We start from the raw sequence: 18,134 nt of genomic DNA on the forward strand, positions 1-18,134 counted from the left end.
CTAGCGGCAAAAGGCCCGGCAAACGTTTTCCTTGTGCGGCGGTGCCGAATAACCCGGCAGATTCTGCCAATTTCACGATTCTCAGGCGTGCAGCGTTTTCTGACGAGCGGTGCGAGTTGAACCGGTGCTAGCCCAGCAGGCCCGCCGCAATATTGATGGTGAACCCCAGAATCGCCGTGTTGAACACGAAGCCGACCACGGAGTGCGCCAGCACCACCCGCCGCAGCCCGCGCCCGGCGACGCCGACATCGGACGTTTGCACCGCCACGCTGATGGTGAACGAGAAGTAGTGGAAGTCCCAGTAATCCGGGTTGCGTTCGCCGTCGGCGAAGCGCAGTGGGGGTTCGTGGTTTTGCCCGTTATAGAACAGCCGGGCGTAGTGCAGGCTGAAAATGCAGCCGATCAGCAGCCAGGAGCCGGCCACGGTCAAGCCGGTGTAGAGGTAGTGCAGGGCCAGCGCATTGCCTTGCAAGCCGCGGCTGGAGACCAGTTGCAGGGTGATCGCGGCCAGGCTGGCGATGGCGGCGATGCACACGGTAAACAGAACCAGCCCGGCGTTTTCGTCCTCGATCTGGGCGACCTTGCGGACTTTATCCGGGTTGGCGTTCCAGGTCAGCCACAGCACCAGCAGCAGGTAAAGCCAGACGCCGAGGTTCCAGCCGACGAGGATATGCTGGACGGTGTCACCTGCCGGGACCAGCCAGGCGCCGATGATGCCGACCAGGGCGGCGAACGTGAGGCGGGGGTGAGTGCGGGTCAGGCGGTGGACAGCCATGGGGCCTCGTTGCCGGGGAGTGATGGCAAATACTCTAGACCATCGCGCGGCATTGCAACTCTCAGTACACTGCAAGCTCCAACACCAACATCCGTTGAACTCGAGGTTTCTGCATGACGCTCAGTCCTTTGGCAGGCAAGCTGGCTCCGGCCAGCGTGCTGGTCGATATTCCCCGACTGCTCACCGCTTACTACACCGGCCGCCCCGACGCGGCGGTGGCGGCCCAGCGGGTGGCCTTCGGCACCTCGGGGCACCGAGGTACTTCCTTCGAGTTGAGTTTCAACGAGTACCACGTGCTGGCCATCACCCAGGCCATCTGCCTGTACCGCCAGGAGAAGGGCATCGACGGCCCGCTGTTCATCGGCGCCGACACCCACGCGCTGTCGGCACCGGCCTCGGCCAGTGCGCTGGAAGTGCTGGCGGCCAACGGCGTGCAGGTGATGTTGTCCAAAGACGACGAGTACACGCCGACCCCGGCGGTGTCCCACGCCATCCTTTGCTACAACCGTGGCCGTGAACAAGGCCTTGCCGACGGCATCGTCATCACGCCGTCGCACAACCCGCCGCAAAGCGGGGGCTTCAAGTACAACCCGCCCAATGGCGGCCCGGCTGACAGCGACGTGACCAAGTGGGTCGAGGCCAAGGCCAACGAACTGCTGGCGGCGAACCTGGCGGGCGTCAAGCGCATGGACCATGCCCAGGCCTTGCAAGCTGCCACCACCCATCGCCACGACTACGTGAGCCACTACGTGGCAGACCTGGGCAATGTCATCGACTTCGATGTGATTCGCAGCGCCAACCTGCGCCTGGGCGTTGACCCGTTGGGTGGGGCCGGGGTGCATTACTGGGCGGCGATTGCCGAGCATTACAAGCTCAATCTGGAAGTGGTCAACACCGAGGTCGACCCGACCTTCCGCTTCATGACCGTCGACTGGGACGGCCAGATCCGCATGGACCCATCCTCGCCCCACGCCATGCAGGGCCTGATTGGCCTGCGCGAGCGCTTCGACGTGGCGTTTGCCTGCGACCCGGACCACGACCGCCATGGCATCGTCACCCCGGATGGCCTGTTGCAGCCGAACAACTACCTGGCCGTGGCCATCGACTACCTGTTCCGTCACCGCCCGCAATGGCGCAGCGACGCGGCAGTGGGCAAGACCGTTGTGTCCAGCGGCCTGATCGACCGCGTCACCGAACGCCTGGGCCGTGAACTGTATGAGGTGCCGGTGGGGTTCAAGTTCTTTGCCCAGGGCTTGTTCGATGGCTCGTTGGGTTTTGGTGGCGAGGAAAGCGCGGGGGCGTCGTTCCTGCGCCGCGATGGCTCGGTCTGGGCCACTGACAAGGACGGGTTGATTCCGGCCTTGCTGGCCGCAGAGATGACCGCACGTACCGGGCGCAATCCGAGCCAGGCCTATGCGGACCTGACGGCGGCACTGGGCAAGCCGTTTGCTACGCGTGTCGAGGCCAAGGCCGATGTACGGCAGAAGGCGTTGCTGAGCAAGCTGGCACCCGAACAGGTCAAGTTGACCGAACTGGCCGGTGAGCCGATCGTGCAGATCCTCAGCCATGCGCCAGGCAACGGCCAGGCGATTGGCGGGTTGAAGGTGATGACCGCCAACGGCTGGTTTGCCGCGCGGCCGTCGGGCACCGAGGACATCTACAAGATCTACGCCGAGAGCTTCATCGACGAGGCGCACCTGCAGCGCCTGGTGCAGGAAGCGCAGGTGTTGGTGGACGCCGCCATCGCCTGATTCCCTGCAGAGGCGGCCTTGCCGGGCCGCTTCTCTGCCTCAGGCGGCAGGCAGCTCGAACCCCGCAACCCCACGGCCAAGCTTCAACGCCTGCGCATGCAGCACCTGCATCAGGTGCAGCGCCGAGTGCGAAGGCGGTTCGAAGCGCGAATAGACAAAGCTGATGTCGAAGTGGATTTCTTCGGCCAGTGGCACCACCGCCAAGCCGCTGTCCTGCGCCACGAACTCGTCGATCAGGGTAAGCCCCATGCCTTGCTTGACCAGGGCCACGGCTTCGTTGGCATTGGTGAACGACAACAATGATTGCAGCTGCAGGCCGCGCTGGTGGATGTGTTCGGCCAGCAGTTTGCCAAACGGCATGTCGGGCCTGAACAGCAGCAAGTCATGGCCTTGCAGTTGCTCCAGGGTCAGGGATGCCTGCCGCGCCAGGGCGTGCTCCGGCGGCATCACCACCACCATGCGCCCACGCATGAACGCCCGTGAATGCAGGTGATCGTGGATCACCGGCAAGGCGGCAATCGACAGGTCGACCTTCTTCGACAGGATCTGGTTCGGCATTTCACCCATCAGCGAGGTTTGCCACTCGATGTTCAGCGAGGGCGACTCGCGCTTGAGCTGGGCCAGCGCAATCGGTATTACCACGGTCGACAGCGATGCGCTGCACGAGATGCGCAGGTTGCGATGGCCGCCACTGGCCAGTGACAACGCACATTCATTGACCTCCAGCGCCGCCTGATACACCCGCTCGACTTCGCGAAAGAGAATCTGCGCCTCGTGGGTTGGCACCAGGCGGTTGTTGATGCGCTCGAACAACCGGTACGCCAGGCGCCCCTCGATGTACTGGATCAACTTGCTCACCGCTGGCTGCGACACATAAAGCATTTTCGCCGCCGCGCTGATCGACCCGGTCAGCATCACCGCACGAAACACTTCCATGTGCCGCAGTTTGAACACCAGCGCGCGGGCTTCCGGGCCTTCGTTGTCGAGGGGCATGGGCATTACCTTTGGTTATGGTCTTCGCCATCTGGGTATGAGCGCATCCGCTGGGCACGCAGTATCTTGAACCCAGCCGAGCCGCCTTTGCGGCGCACAATAACAAGATCTGCAGGCAAGCGCAGCGGCGCTTGACGGGAGTGCTGCGTGAACATCTTTGATGAACCCAAGATCGATTGCCATAACCATCTGTTTGACCCCGCCCGCTTTGCCTATCACCCCGACGCGCCCTATGCACCGTCCGGGCAGGAGGTCGCCACCCTCGAGCAGTTCAACCGGGTGATGGAGGCCTACGGTGTGCAGCATGCCTTGCTGGTAGGCCCCAACAGCGGCTACCACACCGACAACCGTTGCCTGTTGCACGCCCTGGCCATAGGGCAGGGGCGTTTCAAGGGCGTGGCGGTGGTCGACCCTGGCATCACCCTCGATGCGCTGGCCGCGCTGCAGACCCAAGGGGTGGTCGGGGTGGCTTTCAACCCGGCGCTGTACGGGGTGGCGAGCCTCGACGCGGTCGACGGGTTGTTCGGCAAGCTCGCCGAGCTCGACCTGTTTGCCCAGGTCCAGGTCTGCGAAGACCAGTTGCTGGCGTTGCGCGGGCTGCTGCGGCGTACCTCGGCACGCCTGTTGATCGACCACTGCGGCCGACCAGACGTACGCGCCGGCGTCCAGCAGCCGGGCTTCCAGGCCTTGCTGCAGTTGGCTGGCAGCGGCCGGGCCAGCGTCAAGCTGTCCGGCATGCAGAAGTTCGCCGCGGCCGATGCGCTGCTGGCGCAGAGCAGTGCCTACGTCCATGCCCTGATCGAGGCCTTTGGCCCGGATGCTTGTGTGTGGGGCTCCGACTGGCCGTTCATTCGCCAGCGCGCGCGGGTGGACTACGGGCCCTTGCTGAAACTGGCCGAGCGCCTGATGCCGGATGCGCAACTGCGCCGCAAGGTCATGTGGGACACGCCGCGACGTCTGTTCGGGTTCGCCTGACGCAGCGCCCTTTGCCATTCCAATAACAAGAGAGCAACCGTCATGAACACTGAGCAGAACATCGGCTTGGGGGTGTTCGACACCCCTGCACGCCTGCAACAACGCACTCGCACGCGCTTCATGATCCTGGCGCTGATATCTGGCGGCACCATGATCAACTACCTCGACCGCAGCGTGATGGGCATTGCGGCGCCCAGTATCAGTGCCGACCTGGGCCTGAATGCGGCGATGATGGGGGTGATCTTTTCGGCGTTTTCCTGGACCTACGCGGCGGCGCAGATCCCGGGCGGGATCCTCATCGATCGGCTGGGTACCAAGTTCACCTACTGGCTGGCCTTGACGCTGTGGTCGCTGTTCACCGGCTTGCAGGGGTTGGCCCAGGGCTTTCTGTCGCTGTTGGGCATGCGTTTTCTGGTGGGGGTGACCGAAGCACCGTGCTTCCCCACCAACAGCCGCGTGGTGGCGACCTGGTTCCCGCAGAGTGAACGGGCCAGGGCGACCGGTATCTACACCTTCGCCGAGTACACCGGGCTGGCCTTTTTAACGCCGCTGCTGTTCTGGGTGCTGCATGCCTACGGCTGGCGTTTTCTGCTGATGGCGGTCGGGCTGATGGGCATCCTGTATGGCCTGGTCTGGTGGCGCAAATACCATGAACCGCACCAGTCCACCACGGCTAACCAGGCCGAACTCGACTACATCGCCGCCGGCGGCGGCGTGGTCGACGGTGGCCAGAAAGCCACGGTGTTCCGCTGGTCGCAGATCCCGGCGTTGCTCAAGCACCGCAACATGCTGGGTATCTGCCTGGGGCAGTTTGCCTGCAACTCGACCAACGTGTTCTTCCTTACCTGGTTTCCGACGTACCTGGTGACCGAGCGGCACATGCCGTGGCTGAAGGTCGGCTGGGTCGCAGTGCTGCCTTTCATCGCCGCGTCGCTGGGGACCCTGGTCGGCGGCTGGTTGTCCGACGCCTTGCTGCGCCGTGGCTACTCCCTGAACGTGGCGCGCAAGCTGCCGGTGATTGCCGGCCTGCTCACGGCCTCGGTCATTGTGTTGGCCAACTATGTCGAGTCCGACGCGCTGGTGATCGCCATTCTCTGCATCGCCTATTTTGCCCAGGGCATGTCGGCGCTGGCCTGGATGATCGTCTCCGATATCGCGCCCAAAGGCCTGCTGGGCTTGAGTGGCGGCCTGTTCAACCTGTTCGCCAACGCGGCGGGCATCGTCACCCCACTGACCATCGGCATCATCGTGTCAATGACCGGCTCGTTTGTCTGGGCCCTGGTCTTCGTGTCGTCGATCACCGTCCTGGGTGCGCTGTGTTACCTGTTCATGGTCAGCGACCTGCGTCGCCTGCCAGACGTTCCCTCTCTCGATAATGGAGCAAAGCAATGAGCCAATACCTGCAAGGGCAGACTGCAATCGTCACCGGCGGCATGCGTGGCATCGGCCTGGGCATTGCGCAGCGGTTGCACGCTGCGGGCGCCCAAGTGGTGATCTGGGACCTCGCGGTCGATGGCTGGGACGCGGCCGAGCAGGGTTTCGAGCCTGTGCTGCGTCAGTCGGTCGATGTGTCGTCTCTGGCCTCGGTTGAAGCGGCCTTCGCCCATGTGCTGGCGCAGGTCGGGCAGGTCGAGATCCTGGTCAACAACGCCGGTATCAATGGCCCGGTGGTGCCCGCGTGGGAATACCCGCCAGCGGCCTGGGACAAGGTCATCGCCATTGACCTGAACGGCGTGTTCTATTGCTGCCGCACTGCCATCCCGCACATGCGTGAGCGCGGCTACGGGCGCATCGTCAATGTCGCCTCGATGGCCGGCAAGGATGGCGTGCAATACATCTCGGCGTACTCGGCAGCCAAGGCAGGGGTGATCGCCTTCACCAAGGCCGCAGCCAAAGAGCTGGCGCAGGACGGCGTGTTGCTCAACTGCGTGGCGCCGGCCATGGTCGAAACGCCGCTGATGGCCGAGATGACCCCGGAGCACATTGCCGCGAGCAAGGCCAAGATCCCCATGGGGCGGTTCCTGAAGGTAGAGGAAATCGCCAACATGGTGAGCTGGATCGCCGGGCCCGAGTGCAGTTTCACTACCGGCTTCGTGTTCGACCTCAGCGGTGGGAGGGCGACCTATTGAGTGGCCTGGGTGTCGCTCACCTGACGGCGCTGGACCTGGCGCCTGCCGAGCTGGTGCGCGAGGCGCGCCGTGCCGGCTTCAGTTCGGTGGGGCTGCGCTTGCATCCGGTGCTGCCGGGTGCACTGGCCTACCCGGAAGCGGCGGGTAGCCAGGCGCTGCGTGAGCTCAAGGCGGTGATGGCGGGCGAGGGCGTGCGGGTCGCTGACATCGAGTTCGTGTCATTGACACCCGAGGTGGTGGTCGCCGATTACGAGCCGTTGCTGGCGGCAGGTGCAGAGCTGGGGGCGGTGAGCTTGACGGTGTCGGGGGATGACGCCGATTTCGCGCGGCTGACCGGGCACTTCGCGGCCTTGTGCGTGCTGGCGCGGGGTTATGGCCTGCGCGTGGACCTTGAGTTCATGCGCTGGCGGCCGGTGGCGACCGTGCAGCAGGCCTACAGCGTGGTGGCAGGGGCGGGGCAAGGCAACAGCGGTGTGCTGGTCGATGCCCTGCACTTGTTTCGCGCGGGGGGGCAGGTGGCGGACCTTGCCCACATTGACCCGCGTTACTTGCAGGCCGTGCAGTTATGCGATGCGCCCCTGCAGGCGCCACCCGAGAGCGGCATCATCCAGGAAGCGCGCCAGGGCCGGCAGTTGCCGGGCCACGGGCAACTGCCGTTGGTGCAGTTGCTCGCAGCCTTGCCCAAAGGCGTCAGCCTCAGCGTGGAAGTGCCGTCAGCCCAGTTGCACGGGACACAGCGGCTAACGGCGGCTGCGCGGGTAACGCAGGCCTGGCTGAGTGCGCAGGCGGTGGCTCAAGCCTGATCCGGCACCACGGCGATCACGTCGATCTCCATCAGCCACTCGGCCTGGGCAAGGCCTGCCACCACCAGCCCGGTGGAAATCGGGAACACGCCCTTGAGCCACTTGCCGACTTCCTTGTACACCGGCTCGCGGAAGCGCGGGTCGGTGATGTAGGTGGTGGTCTTGACGATGTGCGACAGGTCCGAGCCTGCCTCTTCAAGCAGCTGCTTGACGTTTTTCATCGCCTGTTCGGCTTGTGCCCGTGGGTCACCCAGGCCCACCAGTCGCCCTTCGAAGTCGGTGCCCACCTGGCCGCGTACGTAGACGGTGTTGCCGGCGCGCACTGCCTGGCACAGGTCGTTGTCCAGGGTCTGGTTGGGGTAGGTGACCTTGGTGTTGAACATGCGGATACGGGTATGGGTAGGCATCAGTGGGCTCCGAGGGTGCTGACGTTGCTGATCGTGGGTTGTTGCTGGTCATCCGCTGCGCGTTGATCGCTGTCGCGGTAGGCCAGGTAGGTCCGTTGCGTGGCGATGTGGCCGGCGACGTGCTTGGCGTCGTGCCACACGCCCCAGATGAACGACGAGCCGCGGCGTGACAGCCAGGGCAGACCGAGGAAGTACACGCCCGGCTCGCGGGCAACGCCGCGCTGGTGCTGAGGCTTGCCGTTGGCGTCGAAGGTGTCGACCTGCAACCAGCTGAAGTCCACGCCATAGCCGGTGGCCCAGATGATGCTGCTGACGCCGGCCTTTATCAGGTCGAGTTCGAGCAGCGGGTTGCTGACGCACGCTGGGTCGGGCAGCCGCTCGCGAGCTGCGGGCTCTTCTGGCAGGTCCAGGCCGTTGCGTTCGATGTAGGCGTCGGCGGCATCGAGCAGGGCCAGGTAGTTCTCGTCGCCACGGCGAATGTTGTCCGCCAGGTTGTCCTGGAAGCGGGCAACGCCTTCGCTGAACGACTGAGTCAGGCCGACCAGGGCCATGCCTTGATGGGCGAGGGCACGGAAGTCCACGGTATGGCCGCCGCGTGCGCCGCTGACGGCAATGGTCACGTGCTCACGGCCGGGCTTGGCGATTTCTGCGTCCCACTCGCCCAGCACGCCCAGCCACCAGCAGAAGTCGCGGTTGCGGTAGGCCCGTGGCGGGCGGTCATGGGCGCCGACCGAGAGGTACACCTGGCGCCCGGCGCGCATCAGTTCTTCGGCGATCTGCACGCCCGAAGAACCCGCACCCACTACCAGCACGGCGCCTGCGGGCAACTGCTCGGGGTTGAAATAGGCGGCGGAGTGGATCTGGTGCAGACGTGGGTCTTGCGGCGCAATGGCCGGAATCACCGGGCGCTGGAACGGGCCGGTGGCGGCGACCACGCGGTTGGCGCGGATCACGCCCTCGTTGGTTTCGATGGTGAAGCCGGGGCGGTCGCTGTTACGCACCACTTTCTTCACTTCGATGCCGGTACGTACCGGCAGGTTGTACTTGCGCACGTACTGTTCGAAGTAGTCAGCGACCTGGTCCTTGCCGGCGAATGCATCGGCATCGAGGTTGAATTCGAGCCCCGGGAAGCGGTCATGCCAGACCGGGCCGTTGGCGACCAGCGAGTCCCAGCGGCCGGTGCGCCAGGCTTCGGCGATGCGGTTGCGCTCCAGTACCAGGTGCGGAACGCCGAGCTTGTTCAGGTGTTCACTCATGGCCACGCCGGCTTGGCCGGCGCCGACGACGAGGGTGTCGATTTCGATGTTGTTCAGAGTCATGTCCGAGCCCTTTTCTGGCGATTTTTGTAAGGTCGGTTTGGAGGACCGCCGTTGCCTGGGGCCAGACTAGGGATGCAGCACAAATGGCGAAAATAGTATTTAGCTGGTGCTTGCCGATAAAACGGCGAAGGCCTTGATTCGCGTGGCTTGCAGCGGTGTTTTGGCGGTTTTTCGCAGCGCGGGCGAGGGGCTTAGTTTTTTCCTGTTCAAGCCCTCGGAAAAAGGTCGTTTCGCGTGCTGGATGCTTCCACCCAGAATGGCGTGCATTGGACAGAACAACAGGAGCCATGACATGACTTTCTCCATCATCGGTCGCTGCCAGGAAACCGGCCAGGTCGGTATCGCCATCAGTTCGTCGAGCATTGCGGTAGGGGCACGCTGCCCCTGGGTGCGTGCAGGTGTGGGGGCGGTCGCGACCCAGAACATCACCTTGCCGGCCCTCGGGCCGCAGCTGCTCGATGCCCTGGAGCAGGGGCAGCTGCCGCCTGCCGCGCTGGACCGGGTGCTCAATGCCAACGGCTGGAGCGAATACCGCCAGGTCACGGTGATCGACAGCCATGGCCAGGTCGCGCTGTTCACCGGCAAGCAGGCCCTGGGTGTACATGATGCCGTGGCGGGCGAGCAGTGCGCTGCGGCCGGTAACTTGCTGTCTTCCCGGCAGGTGATCGAGGCCATGGTGCACGCCTTCGAACAGGCCGAGGGGCATCTGGCCGACCGCCTGCTGGCGGCCATGCACGCGGCCATGGCGGCGGGGGGCGAGGCCGGCCCTGTGCACTCTGCGGCATTGAAGATTGCCGGGGAGCTGACCTGGCCCTTGGTGGACCTGCGTGTCGACTGGGCCGATGAGGACCCGATCGGTCAACTGGATGGCCTGTGGCAGGCCTATCGCCCTCAGATGCAGGACTACGTGACCCGCGCCCTCGACCCTACGGCAGCGCCAAGCTACGGGGTACCGGGGAATGAGTGAGTTCGCCAGCCGCGCGCTGCTTGCCCGGCTGATCGGCTTTGCCACGGTCAGCCGCGATTCCAACCTGGCGCTGATCGGCTTCATCGCTGACTACCTGGCGGGTCTTGGCGTGGAGTGCGAGTTGTTCCATAACGCCGAAGGCACCAAGGCCAACCTGTTTGCCACCATCGGCCCGCAGGACGTGGGCGGTGTGGTGCTGTCGGGGCACACCGACGTGGTGCCGGTGGACGGCCAGGCCTGGACGGTCGAGCCGTTTGCCCTGAGCGAACGTGATGGGCGCTTGTACGGGCGCGGCGCTGCGGACATGAAGGGCTTCATTGCCTCGGTGCTGGCGGCGGTCCCGGCGTTTCTCGCGCGGCCTTTGCGTATGCCGCTGCACCTGGCGTTCTCCTATGACGAAGAAGTCGGTTGCCTGGGGGTACGTTCGATGCTCGCGGCGCTTGAACAGCGGCCCCATAAACCGCGGCTGTGCCTGATTGGCGAGCCGACCGAGCTCAAGCCGGTGCTAGGCCACAAGGGCAAGCTGGCCATGCGTTGCCAGGTCCATGGCGCGGCCTGCCATTCGGCCTATGCGCCTTATGGGGTGAATGCCATCGAGTATGCGGCGCGCCTGATCGGCAAGCTGGGCGAGATGGGTGAGGGGCTGGCGCAGCCCGAGCAGCATGACGCGCGTTTCGATCCGCCGTTCTCCACGGTGCAGACCGGCGTGATCAAGGGGGGCAGGGCGCTGAACATCGTGCCCGAGGAGTGCGAGTTCGACTTCGAGGTGCGCGCCTTGCCGGGCTTCGACGCGCAAGGCGTGGCTGACCAGTTGCAGGGCTACGCCGAGGCTGAGTTGCTGCCGCGCATGCGCGCCGTCAACGCGGGCGCCGATATCCGCCTGCAAGCACTCAGTGCCTACCCGGGGCTGGCCACGCCGGCTGACAGCGAGGCGGCGCAGCTGGTGGCGTTGCTCAGTGGTTCGCAAGCGTTCGGCACGGTAGCGTTCGGTACCGAAGGCGGCCTGTTCGATCAGGCTGGAATCCCGACGGTGGTCTGCGGGCCTGGCAGTATGGAGCAGGGTCACAAGCCGGACGAGTTTGTCAGTGTCGAGCAGTTGCAGGGGTGTGATGCCATGTTGCTGCGGCTGGTGGATTACCTGCGGCAGGGCTGAAAAACGGGGGCCGCGTTGCGGCCCCAGGATTCCACTGCCATTGAAGGTCAGAACGTCGCCTTGACCTGCAAACCGACGACCAACGCATTGTCGATGGCTTTGCCCGAAAACGCCCCAGGCTCGATGATGTACTGCACATCCGGCCGCAGGTTCAGCCAAGGGGTGGCCTGGTAGCCGTAGCTCAGTTCGATCAACTGCTCGGCGCTGTCGATGTCCGGGAACTGCTGGCCTGCGTCGAACGCGGCGTCTTCCAACACATCGCGGCTGCGCGGGTTAGGCACGGCGCGGCCATAGCCCAGGGCCACGGTATCGCGCGGGCGGCCTTCGAACGGTTTGTACAGCACCACGCCGGCGCCATACCACTTGGTGAACGGCGAAGCGGCCTTGCTCGATGCCGAGTACTGGCCAAAGGCATGCAGGCTGCGGCCCGGCGAGCCCTGGTCGTTCCACACGGCCTGGTCGATCAGCAGGTAATGGCCGCCACGGCCGGACACTTCCTTGTCGCTGCCGATACGTTTTACATCGGAGCTGTCGTAGTAGTAGCCCAGCTTGTACTCGCCTGGCAGCTCGCCTTGCAGTTTGTACACCAGTTCCACCGGCACCACGGTGCCTGTGGTGTGCTTGGGCCCCAGGTGCCAGGCACGGCTGGAGTTGCCGTTGCTTTCGGGGTCGACGTTGAACGCCGCCACCCGCAGCTGCCAGGACGGCGACAGGTCGTATTTGACCCGCACGCCCAGGTGCGCGTTGGGGTAGTTGGTCCAGCCGCTGCCGCCGGACATGTTCAGCGGGTGGCCGCAGAAACCGGCGTTCATGAAGTTGCACAGAATGCCGCTGTCCAGGCCGCCGAGGTCGTTGCCCATGGCCATGTAGCCCAGCTTGACGTTGAGGGCCGGGGTGAACAGGGTGCGCTCGTAGCTCAGTTCGGTCAGGCGGGTATACAGGCCACCGAAGTTCTCCTGGATCGGCAGGCGGTTGCCCACCAGGTCTTCCGAGGCACTGTTGCCGCGGCGGTCGTTGATGGTCAGCTGAACCTTGCCGCCGTTCTCCAGGCCATACAGTTTCGACAGGTCGAACTGCACGCCTAGCTTGAGGTTCTGCGAGTAACGGGCCGAACGGTGCAGGCCACCGTGGGCGTTGTAGGCGGTTTCACCGCTGTAGTCGCCGGTGAACTTGACGCCGTCTTCTTCGAGCTGATGGCGCAGGCCACCCCAGTCACCGGTCATAGTGCTACGGTTCATGAGGTCGCCGTCGGCGAGGGCGCTGGTGCTGGCCAGGGCAAGCAGCAGGGAAGACGTGATGCGAATTGCGGATGGCATTGCGGGGTCTCGATTGATCTTTCAGGGCCTCATCGCTGGCAAGCCGGCCCCCACAGGTTCCGTGTAGGGCCTGTGGAGCCGGCTTGCCAGCGAGGGGGATGACGCGGTTTATGGCAGTGCGTAAGAAATCACGTAGTCGCCACGGTCAGTCGACTGACGCGCGCCACCGGCGGTGATCACCACATACTGCTTGCCGGTTTTCGGCGAAACGTAGGTCATTGGGCCACCCTGGCTACCCACCGGCAGGCGGGCCTTCCACACTTCATTACCGTTGCTGCTGTCGTAGGCGCGCAGGTAGAAGTCCTGGGTGCCGGCGATGAACACCAGGCCGCCTTGGGTCGACAGCGTGCCGCCCAGGGTGGGCAGGCCGATCTTGATCGGCAGGTGCATGCGGATACCCAGCGGGCCGGTGTCCTCGACGGTGCCGACCGGTACCTGCCAGGCGATCTGACGGGTTTTCATGTCGACGGCGGTGAGGGTGCCGAACGGCGGTGCCTGGCAGGGGATGCCGGCAACCGACAGGAAGCGGTTCTTGTTCACCGCATAAGGCGTGCCCTTGAGGGGTACGGCGCCCATGCCGGTGTTCAGTGCTTCGCCACCCGAAGCGGCATCGCCTTTGTTCTGCGACGGGATCATCTGGATCCACAGGCCCAGGCGCATGTCGTTGACGAAGATGAAACCATGTACCGGGTCGGTGGAAATGCTGCCCCAGTTCATGCCACCCAGCGAGCCCGGGAAGCTCAGCGACAGGTCGGTGCCTGGCGCGGTGTACAGGCCGTCGTAGCGCATTTTCTTGAAGTCGATGCGGCACAGCAGCTGGTCATACGGGGTAGCGCCCCACATGTCCGATTCGGTCAGGGTCTGCGCGCCGATCTGCGGCATGCCTACCGATTTCGGCTGGGTCGGGGAGTACGGCTCATTGGGGATGTTGCTCGGTTTGACCGGTACTTCGTCGACCTGGGTCAGCGGTTTGCCGGTGGCACGGTCAAGTACGTAGATCTGCCCGGCCTTGGTACCGATCACCACCGCAGGCACGGTCTTGCCGTCGTCCTTGGTGAAGTCGATCAGGCTTGGCTGCATCGGCAGGTCAAAATCCCAGAGGTCGTTGTGCACGGTCTGGTAAACCCATTTCTGATTGCCGGTGGTCGCATCCAGCGCCAGTACCGACGCACCGTAAGTGTGATCCAGCGTGTTGCGTTCAACGCCATAGATGTCGGTGGACGACGAACCCATCGGCAGGAACACGGTGTTCATGGCCGGGTCGTAGGACATCGGTGCCCAGCTGTTCGGGGTGCTGCGCACGTAGCTGCTGCCGTCGGCCGGGGCGTTGCGGTCTTCCGGGTTGCCTGGGTCGAAGGCCCAGCGCATGGCCCCGGTGATGACGTCGAAGCCACGGATCACGCCGCCTGGCATGTCGGTCTGGACGTTATCGGCAACGCGACCGCCAACCACCACGGTGGTACCGGCCATCAGCGGCGCGGACGACAGTTGGTAGAAGGAGTCCGGCACGTCACCCAGGCCGGCCATGAGGTTGACCTGGCCGTTGTTGCCGAAGCCCTGGCAGAACTCACCGGTGTCGGCGTCGACTGCAATCAGGCGGCCGTCGATGGTGTTGGTGAGCAAGCGGCGCTGGCAGTTGGCACCGGCCGCCACAGTGGCTGCGGCAATCGGCGAGCTGTTCGGCTGGGTCGGTTGGGCCAGCGGCGCGGTTGCGTCGAAGTAGGCCATGCCGCGGCAACGCTGCCAGACCTTGGACTGGGCGTTGATTGCGTTCTTCCACAGCTCTTTGCCGGTGTCGGCGTCGAGTGCGATCAGGTTGTTGTGCGGGGTGCAGATGAACACCTTGTTGCCAACCTGCAGCGGGGTCAGCTGGTCCTCGGCGCCGTTGCCGTCACTGATGGCGACGTCACCGGTGTGGTAGGTCCAGGCCACCTTCAGCTTGTTGACGTTGTCACGGTTGATCTGGTCGAGCGCAGCGAAGCGGCTGCCACCTTCGGTGTTGCCGTAGTGGGCCCAGTCCTTCTGCTCCTTGCCCGCTTCGACCGGGGTCATGCCAGGGCCTTTGCCGGTAGGGGCGACGCTTGGGTGGGCGACGAACATGTTGCCTGCAGCAACCACCAGCGCCACCGCCAGCACACCGGCGATGCCGTAGGCGCCACGCCCGGTGGTGCCGCCGTTGGCGCGGACCAGCAGCGGGTAGACCAGCGCCACCACCATACCGATCGCGGCGAACATGAACACGCGGGAGAACAGCGGCCAGAACACCAGGCCCGCGTCGATCAGTGCCCAGATCGCGGTGCCGACCAGGAATACAGCATACAGCCAGGCGCCGGCGACCTTGCGACGGGCGATGAGGATACCGGCGATGGCCATGGCCAGGCCGCCGATGAGGAAGTACCAGGAGCCGCCGAGGCCGGCCAGTTTGATGCCGCCAGCGGCCAGGAGCAGGCCGAGCAGGGCGACGATGACGCCCAGGCCGACCAGAATGAGGTTTGTGGCGCCAGAGGCGCGCGGTGTTTCTTTCATGCCAGGGATCTCAGCAGGTGGAATGTGCGCAGTTTAAGCCCTTAGCAAGCTAATTAACAAGTTAGTACAAAGTTTTGTGAGGCTGATTGTCGCAGGGCTGAACTTGCCAAGGTGTCGGCAAAAGTCTAGATCAGGCGCTGAAAATTGCAGTAAACAAGGCGTTCATGTGGGCTATGCAATCGGTCTCATACTTTGGTCGAGTCGCTGCCCGCGAAAGCCTGCAGCACCTGCAGGCCCCGATTGCATCGAACAGCCTCAGTCGGGCCACGGGTTGGTGCTGCTGTAGAACACCGCGAGCCAGACAGTCGGGGTACCGGGTGCGGTCCATTCCACGCGGTGGCGGTAATGCGCCGGGATGTCCAGGCAATCGCCGGGCTCCAGCAGCCGGGTATGGTTTTCATGCTCGAAGCGCAGGCCGGCTGCGCCGCTCAGCAGCACGATCCATTCACCTTCGGCCTGGTCGTACCAGTACCCCGGCGGGCTGCATTGGCCGCTCGAGACAATGCGCTCTATCCGCACACCGGGGCGGCTGAGCAGCTCGTCGACCCGCTCGGCAGAGGTTGGGTCGCAGGGCGGGAGGGGGTTGAGCACGTTGAGGGGCACCATGTGTCATCTCGTTCAAAGGGAGGTGCTTCCACTATGGACGTGATTGCCTGGCAGCGCGCTTCTTGACCCGCCCACTAGATTGTAGGACCGTTCCGAGTTTTCAACGATGGACGAAAAATGGACAAACTCCTGGCCATGAAGATGTTCGCGGCGACCGTCGATGCTCAGGGGTTTTCTGCAGCAGCGCGCAAGCTCGGGCTGGCGACATCGTCGGTGACACGCCTGGTCGATGCCCTGGAGGCGGAGCTTGGGGCGACCTTGTTGAACCGCTCCACCCGCCAGGTCAGCCTGACCGAGGCGGGCGCCCGCTACTACGCGCGTGCCCGGGGCATCTTCGAAGCGTTGGACGAAGCCGATGCCAGTGTCGCCGACCGGGGCGAGGAGCCGGTCGGCGTGCTGCGCCTGTGCCTGCCGGTGGAATTCGGGCGCCGGGTGATCGCGCCGCACCTGGGGGCGTTTCTGGCCAGGCACCCGGCCCTGGAGCTGGACATCGACCTGAGCGATCGCCTGGATGACTTGCTCGATGGCCGTTACGACCTGTCGATCCGCCTGGGCGACCCTGCGCCGAATGATGAGCTGGTTTGCCGCCCTCTGGGTCTGTTCTGCCTGTATATCATCGTGGTGGGTCAGCAGCTTGTTCGGCAGCTCCGGGCTGGACGGGTGGAAAACGCTGAGGATACTCATCAGTGGCGGGTCCTGGTCGATTGCGAACAAAGGGCAATGATAACGGCTGCGGCCAAGGCTGCGGCACTGGCCATACCAAAGGTGAAGGCTGGCCCCAGCAGGTTCCAGCTGTAGCCCGAGTACAAGGCGCCGAGCGCACCGCCGGTGCCCGACAGCGCCGCGTATAACGCCTGGCCCTGGCCTTGCTGGCGCGCGCCGAAGCTGGCCTGGACGAACGCAATGCAAGCGGCATGAAAGCAACCGAAAGTAGCCGCGTGCATCACCTGGGCCAGCACCAGCACTGCCGGGTCATCCGCCAGGTTGCCAAGCAACAGCCAGCGCACGGCGGCCAACAGGAAGCTGGCCAGCAGCACCCGCTGCACGGAAAACCGCGCGAAGAGCCGGCTCATGGCCATGAACACCAGCACCTCGGCCACCACTCCCAGCGCCCACAACAGGCCGATGGCGCCACGGCTGTAGCCCAGGTGCTCCAGATGCAGGGTGAGGAAGGTGTAGTACGGCCCGTGGCTGAGCTGCATCAGCGCCACGCATACATAGAACGCGATAACCCCAGGCGCCCGTAGCTGCTGCACGAAGCCCCCCGCGCCGCTGCGCTCGCCCTGCTCTACCGGCTGGGCATTGGGCACCCACAGGCTGGCGGCGACGATGCCGGCCATGATCGTGACGAGGGCTACCGGGTAGATGTCCAGGCTCAGCCACTCGAACAACCGGCCCAAGCCGACCACGGTCAGGATGAAACCGATCGAGCCCCACAGGCGTACCTGGCTGTAGCGGGACGTTTGCCCGTGCAGGTGGGCCAGGGTGATGACCTCGAACTGCGGCAGCACCGCATGCCAGAAAAACGCATGCAAGGCCATGACCAGCGCCAGCCAGGCGTAGCTCTTGCCGAAGAAGATCAGGGCAAAGCTGGCCAGGGTGGACAACGCCCCCAGGCGCACGATCAGCAGGCGCTGGCCGGTACGGTCGCCCAGCCAGCCCCACAGGTTGGGGGCGATGCAGCGCATCAGCATGGGGATGGCCACCAGCTCGCCGATGCGCGCCGGGGAGAAACCCAGGTGGTCGAAGTACAACGCCAGGAAGGGGGCGGTGGAGCCCAGCAGGGCGAAGTAGAAAAGGTAGAAGCTGGACAGGCGCCAGTAGGGAATCGGGGGCATGGTGGCTCAGCCAGTTTTGTTGTTGCCTTTACCAGCCTCTTCGCGGCTAAACCCGCGAAGAGGCTGGTACCGACGAATCAGAGCTGGCCCAGCACCGGGGTACTGACCTTCACCTCGGCATTCTGCGCACGGTGACGCAGCAGGTGGTCCATCAGCGCAATGGCCATCATCGCCTCGGCGATCGGCGTGGCGCGGATGCCGACACACGGGTCATGACGCCCCTTGGTGATCACTTCGACCGGATTACCATTCACATCGATCGAGCGGCCCGGCACCGTAATGCTCGACGTCGGTTTCAGCGCCAGGTGCGCAACGATAGGCTGCCCCGAGGAAATACCGCCAAGAATGCCGCCAGCGTTGTTGCTGAGGAAACCTTTCGGGGTCATTTCGTCACGGTGCTCGGTGCCACGCTGGGCGACACTGGCAAAGCCCGCGCCGATTTCCACACCCTTGACCGCGTTGATGCTCATCAGCGCATGGGCAAGTTCCGCGTCGAGGCGGTCGAAGATGGGCTCGCCCAGGCCCGGCATCACCCCTTCGGCGACCACGGTGATCTTGGCCCCAACCGAATCCTGG

18 protein-coding genes are annotated in these 18,134 nt (G+C 64.6%); 8 read left to right on the forward strand and 10 right to left on the reverse strand.

The window, feature by feature from the left end:
• Nucleotides 1–127: 127 nt before the first annotated feature.
• The gene (locus NP534_RS18480; RefSeq protein ID WP_033697408.1) at nucleotides 128–775 is read right to left on the reverse strand and encodes a DUF1345 domain-containing protein; all 648 of its coding nucleotides are present in this window, start codon (nucleotides 773–775) and stop codon (nucleotides 128–130) included.
• Nucleotides 776–888: 113 nt separating this feature from the next.
• On the opposite strand from NP534_RS18480, the gene pgm reads away from it, so the two are divergent.
• Nucleotides 889–2,526, forward strand: coding sequence for a phosphoglucomutase (alpha-D-glucose-1,6-bisphosphate-dependent) (pgm, locus tag NP534_RS18485; protein WP_274099654.1), 1,638 nt, complete (start codon nucleotides 889–891; stop codon nucleotides 2,524–2,526).
• Between the two features lie 39 nt (nucleotides 2,527–2,565).
• Here the strand turns inward: pgm and NP534_RS18490 are convergent, their stop codons facing one another.
• Entirely contained in the window at nucleotides 2,566–3,519 is a 954-nt protein-coding gene (locus NP534_RS18490; RefSeq protein WP_274099655.1) for a LysR family transcriptional regulator, read from the reverse strand.
• A 147-nt stretch (nucleotides 3,520–3,666) separates the two neighbouring features.
• Here NP534_RS18490 and NP534_RS18495 point away from each other — a divergent pair, with 147 nt between their 5' ends.
• The 4 genes from NP534_RS18495 to NP534_RS18510 are packed head-to-tail and all read left to right on the forward strand — an operon-like array spanning nucleotide 3,667 to nucleotide 7,426.
• Complete coding sequence (locus NP534_RS18495) at nucleotides 3,667–4,494, forward strand: amidohydrolase family protein (RefSeq protein ID WP_274099656.1); 828 nt, start codon at nucleotides 3,667–3,669, stop codon at nucleotides 4,492–4,494.
• 42 nt (nucleotides 4,495–4,536) lie between these two features.
• The gene (locus tag NP534_RS18500; RefSeq protein WP_050506041.1) at nucleotides 4,537–5,886 is read left to right on the forward strand and encodes an MFS transporter; all 1,350 of its coding nucleotides are present in this window, start codon (nucleotides 4,537–4,539) and stop codon (nucleotides 5,884–5,886) included.
• Nucleotides 5,883–6,623 carry an SDR family NAD(P)-dependent oxidoreductase gene (locus NP534_RS18505; protein ID WP_033697414.1) on the forward strand — a complete coding sequence of 247 codons (741 nt, stop codon included), beginning with the start codon at nucleotides 5,883–5,885 and terminating at the stop codon, nucleotides 6,621–6,623. The genes NP534_RS18500 and NP534_RS18505 overlap by 4 nt, the downstream gene beginning before the upstream one ends.
• A complete protein-coding gene (locus NP534_RS18510; protein WP_274099657.1) occupies nucleotides 6,620–7,426 on the forward strand; it encodes a sugar phosphate isomerase/epimerase family protein in 807 nt (268 codons plus the stop codon). The genes NP534_RS18505 and NP534_RS18510 overlap by 4 nt, the downstream gene beginning before the upstream one ends.
• Here the strand turns inward: NP534_RS18510 and NP534_RS18515 are convergent.
• The 3 genes from NP534_RS18515 to NP534_RS18525 all read right to left on the reverse strand — a co-directional run bounded on the left by NP534_RS18515 (nucleotide 7,417) and on the right by NP534_RS18525 (nucleotide 9,446).
• Nucleotides 7,417–7,833 (reverse strand): RidA family protein, encoded by a 417-nt coding sequence (locus NP534_RS18515; RefSeq protein WP_033697417.1) that lies wholly within the window; start codon nucleotides 7,831–7,833, stop codon nucleotides 7,417–7,419. The two genes, NP534_RS18510 and NP534_RS18515, sit on opposite strands and share 10 nt — an antisense overlap.
• Nucleotides 7,833–9,152 (reverse strand): flavin-containing monooxygenase, encoded by a 1,320-nt coding sequence (locus NP534_RS18520; protein WP_274099658.1) that lies wholly within the window; start codon nucleotides 9,150–9,152, stop codon nucleotides 7,833–7,835. Before NP534_RS18520 ends, NP534_RS18515 begins: the two co-directional genes overlap by 1 nt.
• Nucleotides 9,153–9,251: 99 nt before the next feature.
• Nucleotides 9,252–9,446 (reverse strand): hypothetical protein, encoded by a 195-nt coding sequence (locus NP534_RS18525; RefSeq protein WP_274099659.1) that lies wholly within the window; start codon nucleotides 9,444–9,446, stop codon nucleotides 9,252–9,254.
• Between NP534_RS18525 and NP534_RS18530 the strand changes: the two genes are divergently transcribed.
• Nucleotides 9,445–10,119: a DUF1028 domain-containing protein gene (locus NP534_RS18530; RefSeq protein ID WP_033697421.1), complete on the forward strand. Its 675-nt coding sequence runs from the start codon at nucleotides 9,445–9,447 to the stop codon at nucleotides 10,117–10,119. The genes NP534_RS18525 and NP534_RS18530 overlap by 2 nt on opposite strands.
• Nucleotides 10,112–11,272: an acetylornithine deacetylase gene (gene argE / locus NP534_RS18535; protein ID WP_274099660.1), complete on the forward strand. Its 1,161-nt coding sequence runs from the start codon at nucleotides 10,112–10,114 to the stop codon at nucleotides 11,270–11,272. The genes NP534_RS18530 and argE overlap by 8 nt, the downstream gene beginning before the upstream one ends.
• Before the next feature lie 47 nt (nucleotides 11,273–11,319).
• Here the strand turns inward: argE and NP534_RS18540 are convergent, their stop codons facing one another.
• The 3 genes from NP534_RS18540 to NP534_RS18550 all read right to left on the reverse strand — a co-directional run bounded on the left by NP534_RS18540 (nucleotide 11,320) and on the right by NP534_RS18550 (nucleotide 15,720).
• Nucleotides 11,320–12,588 (reverse strand): carbohydrate porin, encoded by a 1,269-nt coding sequence (locus tag NP534_RS18540; RefSeq protein ID WP_274099661.1) that lies wholly within the window; start codon nucleotides 12,586–12,588, stop codon nucleotides 11,320–11,322.
• Between the two features lie 108 nt (nucleotides 12,589–12,696).
• The gene (locus NP534_RS18545; RefSeq protein ID WP_274099662.1) at nucleotides 12,697–15,114 is read right to left on the reverse strand and encodes a glucose/quinate/shikimate family membrane-bound PQQ-dependent dehydrogenase; all 2,418 of its coding nucleotides are present in this window, start codon (nucleotides 15,112–15,114) and stop codon (nucleotides 12,697–12,699) included.
• A gap of 255 nt (nucleotides 15,115–15,369) precedes the next feature.
• On the reverse strand, nucleotides 15,370–15,720 hold the full coding sequence (locus tag NP534_RS18550) for a cupin domain-containing protein (protein ID WP_274099663.1): 351 nt from the start codon (nucleotides 15,718–15,720) through the stop codon (nucleotides 15,370–15,372).
• 117 nt (nucleotides 15,721–15,837) lie between these two features.
• On the opposite strand from NP534_RS18550, the gene NP534_RS18555 reads away from it, so the two are divergent.
• The gene (locus tag NP534_RS18555; RefSeq protein WP_274099664.1) at nucleotides 15,838–16,518 is read left to right on the forward strand and encodes a LysR family transcriptional regulator; all 681 of its coding nucleotides are present in this window, start codon (nucleotides 15,838–15,840) and stop codon (nucleotides 16,516–16,518) included.
• On the opposite strand, the gene NP534_RS18560 is transcribed toward NP534_RS18555, so the two are convergent.
• Together NP534_RS18560 and NP534_RS18565 are read right to left on the reverse strand one after the other, a co-directional pair.
• Nucleotides 16,404–17,558 (reverse strand): MFS transporter, encoded by a 1,155-nt coding sequence (locus tag NP534_RS18560; RefSeq protein WP_186659356.1) that lies wholly within the window; start codon nucleotides 17,556–17,558, stop codon nucleotides 16,404–16,406. The two genes, NP534_RS18555 and NP534_RS18560, sit on opposite strands and share 115 nt — an antisense overlap.
• A 77-nt stretch (nucleotides 17,559–17,635) precedes the next feature.
• Nucleotides 17,636–18,134, reverse strand: a 499-nt coding sequence (locus NP534_RS18565) for a chorismate synthase (RefSeq protein WP_274099665.1), incomplete at its 5' end; no start/stop codon positions are given.

It is taken from the genome of Pseudomonas sp. 39004 (assembly GCF_028682155.1).
GTDB lineage: Bacteria > Pseudomonadota > Gammaproteobacteria > Pseudomonadales > Pseudomonadaceae > Aquipseudomonas > Aquipseudomonas capeferrum.

What these genes read in the sequence shown, in the direction of transcription:
- NP534_RS18480 (WP_033697408.1), bottom strand. Translation starts at nt 775, where the DNA reads ATGGCTGTCCACCGCCTGACCCGCACTCACCCCCGCCTCACGTTCGCC.
- pgm (WP_274099654.1), top strand. Translation starts at nt 889, where the DNA reads ATGACGCTCAGTCCTTTGGCAGGCAAGCTGGCTCCGGCCAGCGTGCTG.
- NP534_RS18490 (WP_274099655.1), bottom strand. Translation starts at nt 3,519, where the DNA reads ATGCCCCTCGACAACGAAGGCCCGGAAGCCCGCGCGCTGGTGTTCAAA.
- NP534_RS18500 (WP_050506041.1), top strand. Translation starts at nt 4,537, where the DNA reads ATGAACACTGAGCAGAACATCGGCTTGGGGGTGTTCGACACCCCTGCA.
- NP534_RS18505 (WP_033697414.1), top strand. Translation starts at nt 5,883, where the DNA reads ATGAGCCAATACCTGCAAGGGCAGACTGCAATCGTCACCGGCGGCATG.
- NP534_RS18515 (WP_033697417.1), bottom strand. Translation starts at nt 7,833, where the DNA reads ATGCCTACCCATACCCGTATCCGCATGTTCAACACCAAGGTCACCTAC.
- NP534_RS18520 (WP_274099658.1), bottom strand. Translation starts at nt 9,152, where the DNA reads ATGACTCTGAACAACATCGAAATCGACACCCTCGTCGTCGGCGCCGGC.
- NP534_RS18530 (WP_033697421.1), top strand. Translation starts at nt 9,445, where the DNA reads ATGACTTTCTCCATCATCGGTCGCTGCCAGGAAACCGGCCAGGTCGGT.
- NP534_RS18525 (WP_274099659.1), bottom strand. Translation starts at nt 9,446, where the DNA reads ATGTCATGGCTCCTGTTGTTCTGTCCAATGCACGCCATTCTGGGTGGA.
- argE (WP_274099660.1), top strand. Translation starts at nt 10,112, where the DNA reads ATGAGTGAGTTCGCCAGCCGCGCGCTGCTTGCCCGGCTGATCGGCTTT.
- NP534_RS18540 (WP_274099661.1), bottom strand. Translation starts at nt 12,588, where the DNA reads ATGCCATCCGCAATTCGCATCACGTCTTCCCTGCTGCTTGCCCTGGCC.
- NP534_RS18545 (WP_274099662.1), bottom strand. Translation starts at nt 15,114, where the DNA reads ATGAAAGAAACACCGCGCGCCTCTGGCGCCACAAACCTCATTCTGGTC.
- NP534_RS18550 (WP_274099663.1), bottom strand. Translation starts at nt 15,720, where the DNA reads ATGGTGCCCCTCAACGTGCTCAACCCCCTCCCGCCCTGCGACCCAACC.
- NP534_RS18555 (WP_274099664.1), top strand. Translation starts at nt 15,838, where the DNA reads ATGGACAAACTCCTGGCCATGAAGATGTTCGCGGCGACCGTCGATGCT.
- NP534_RS18560 (WP_186659356.1), bottom strand. Translation starts at nt 17,558, where the DNA reads ATGCCCCCGATTCCCTACTGGCGCCTGTCCAGCTTCTACCTTTTCTAC.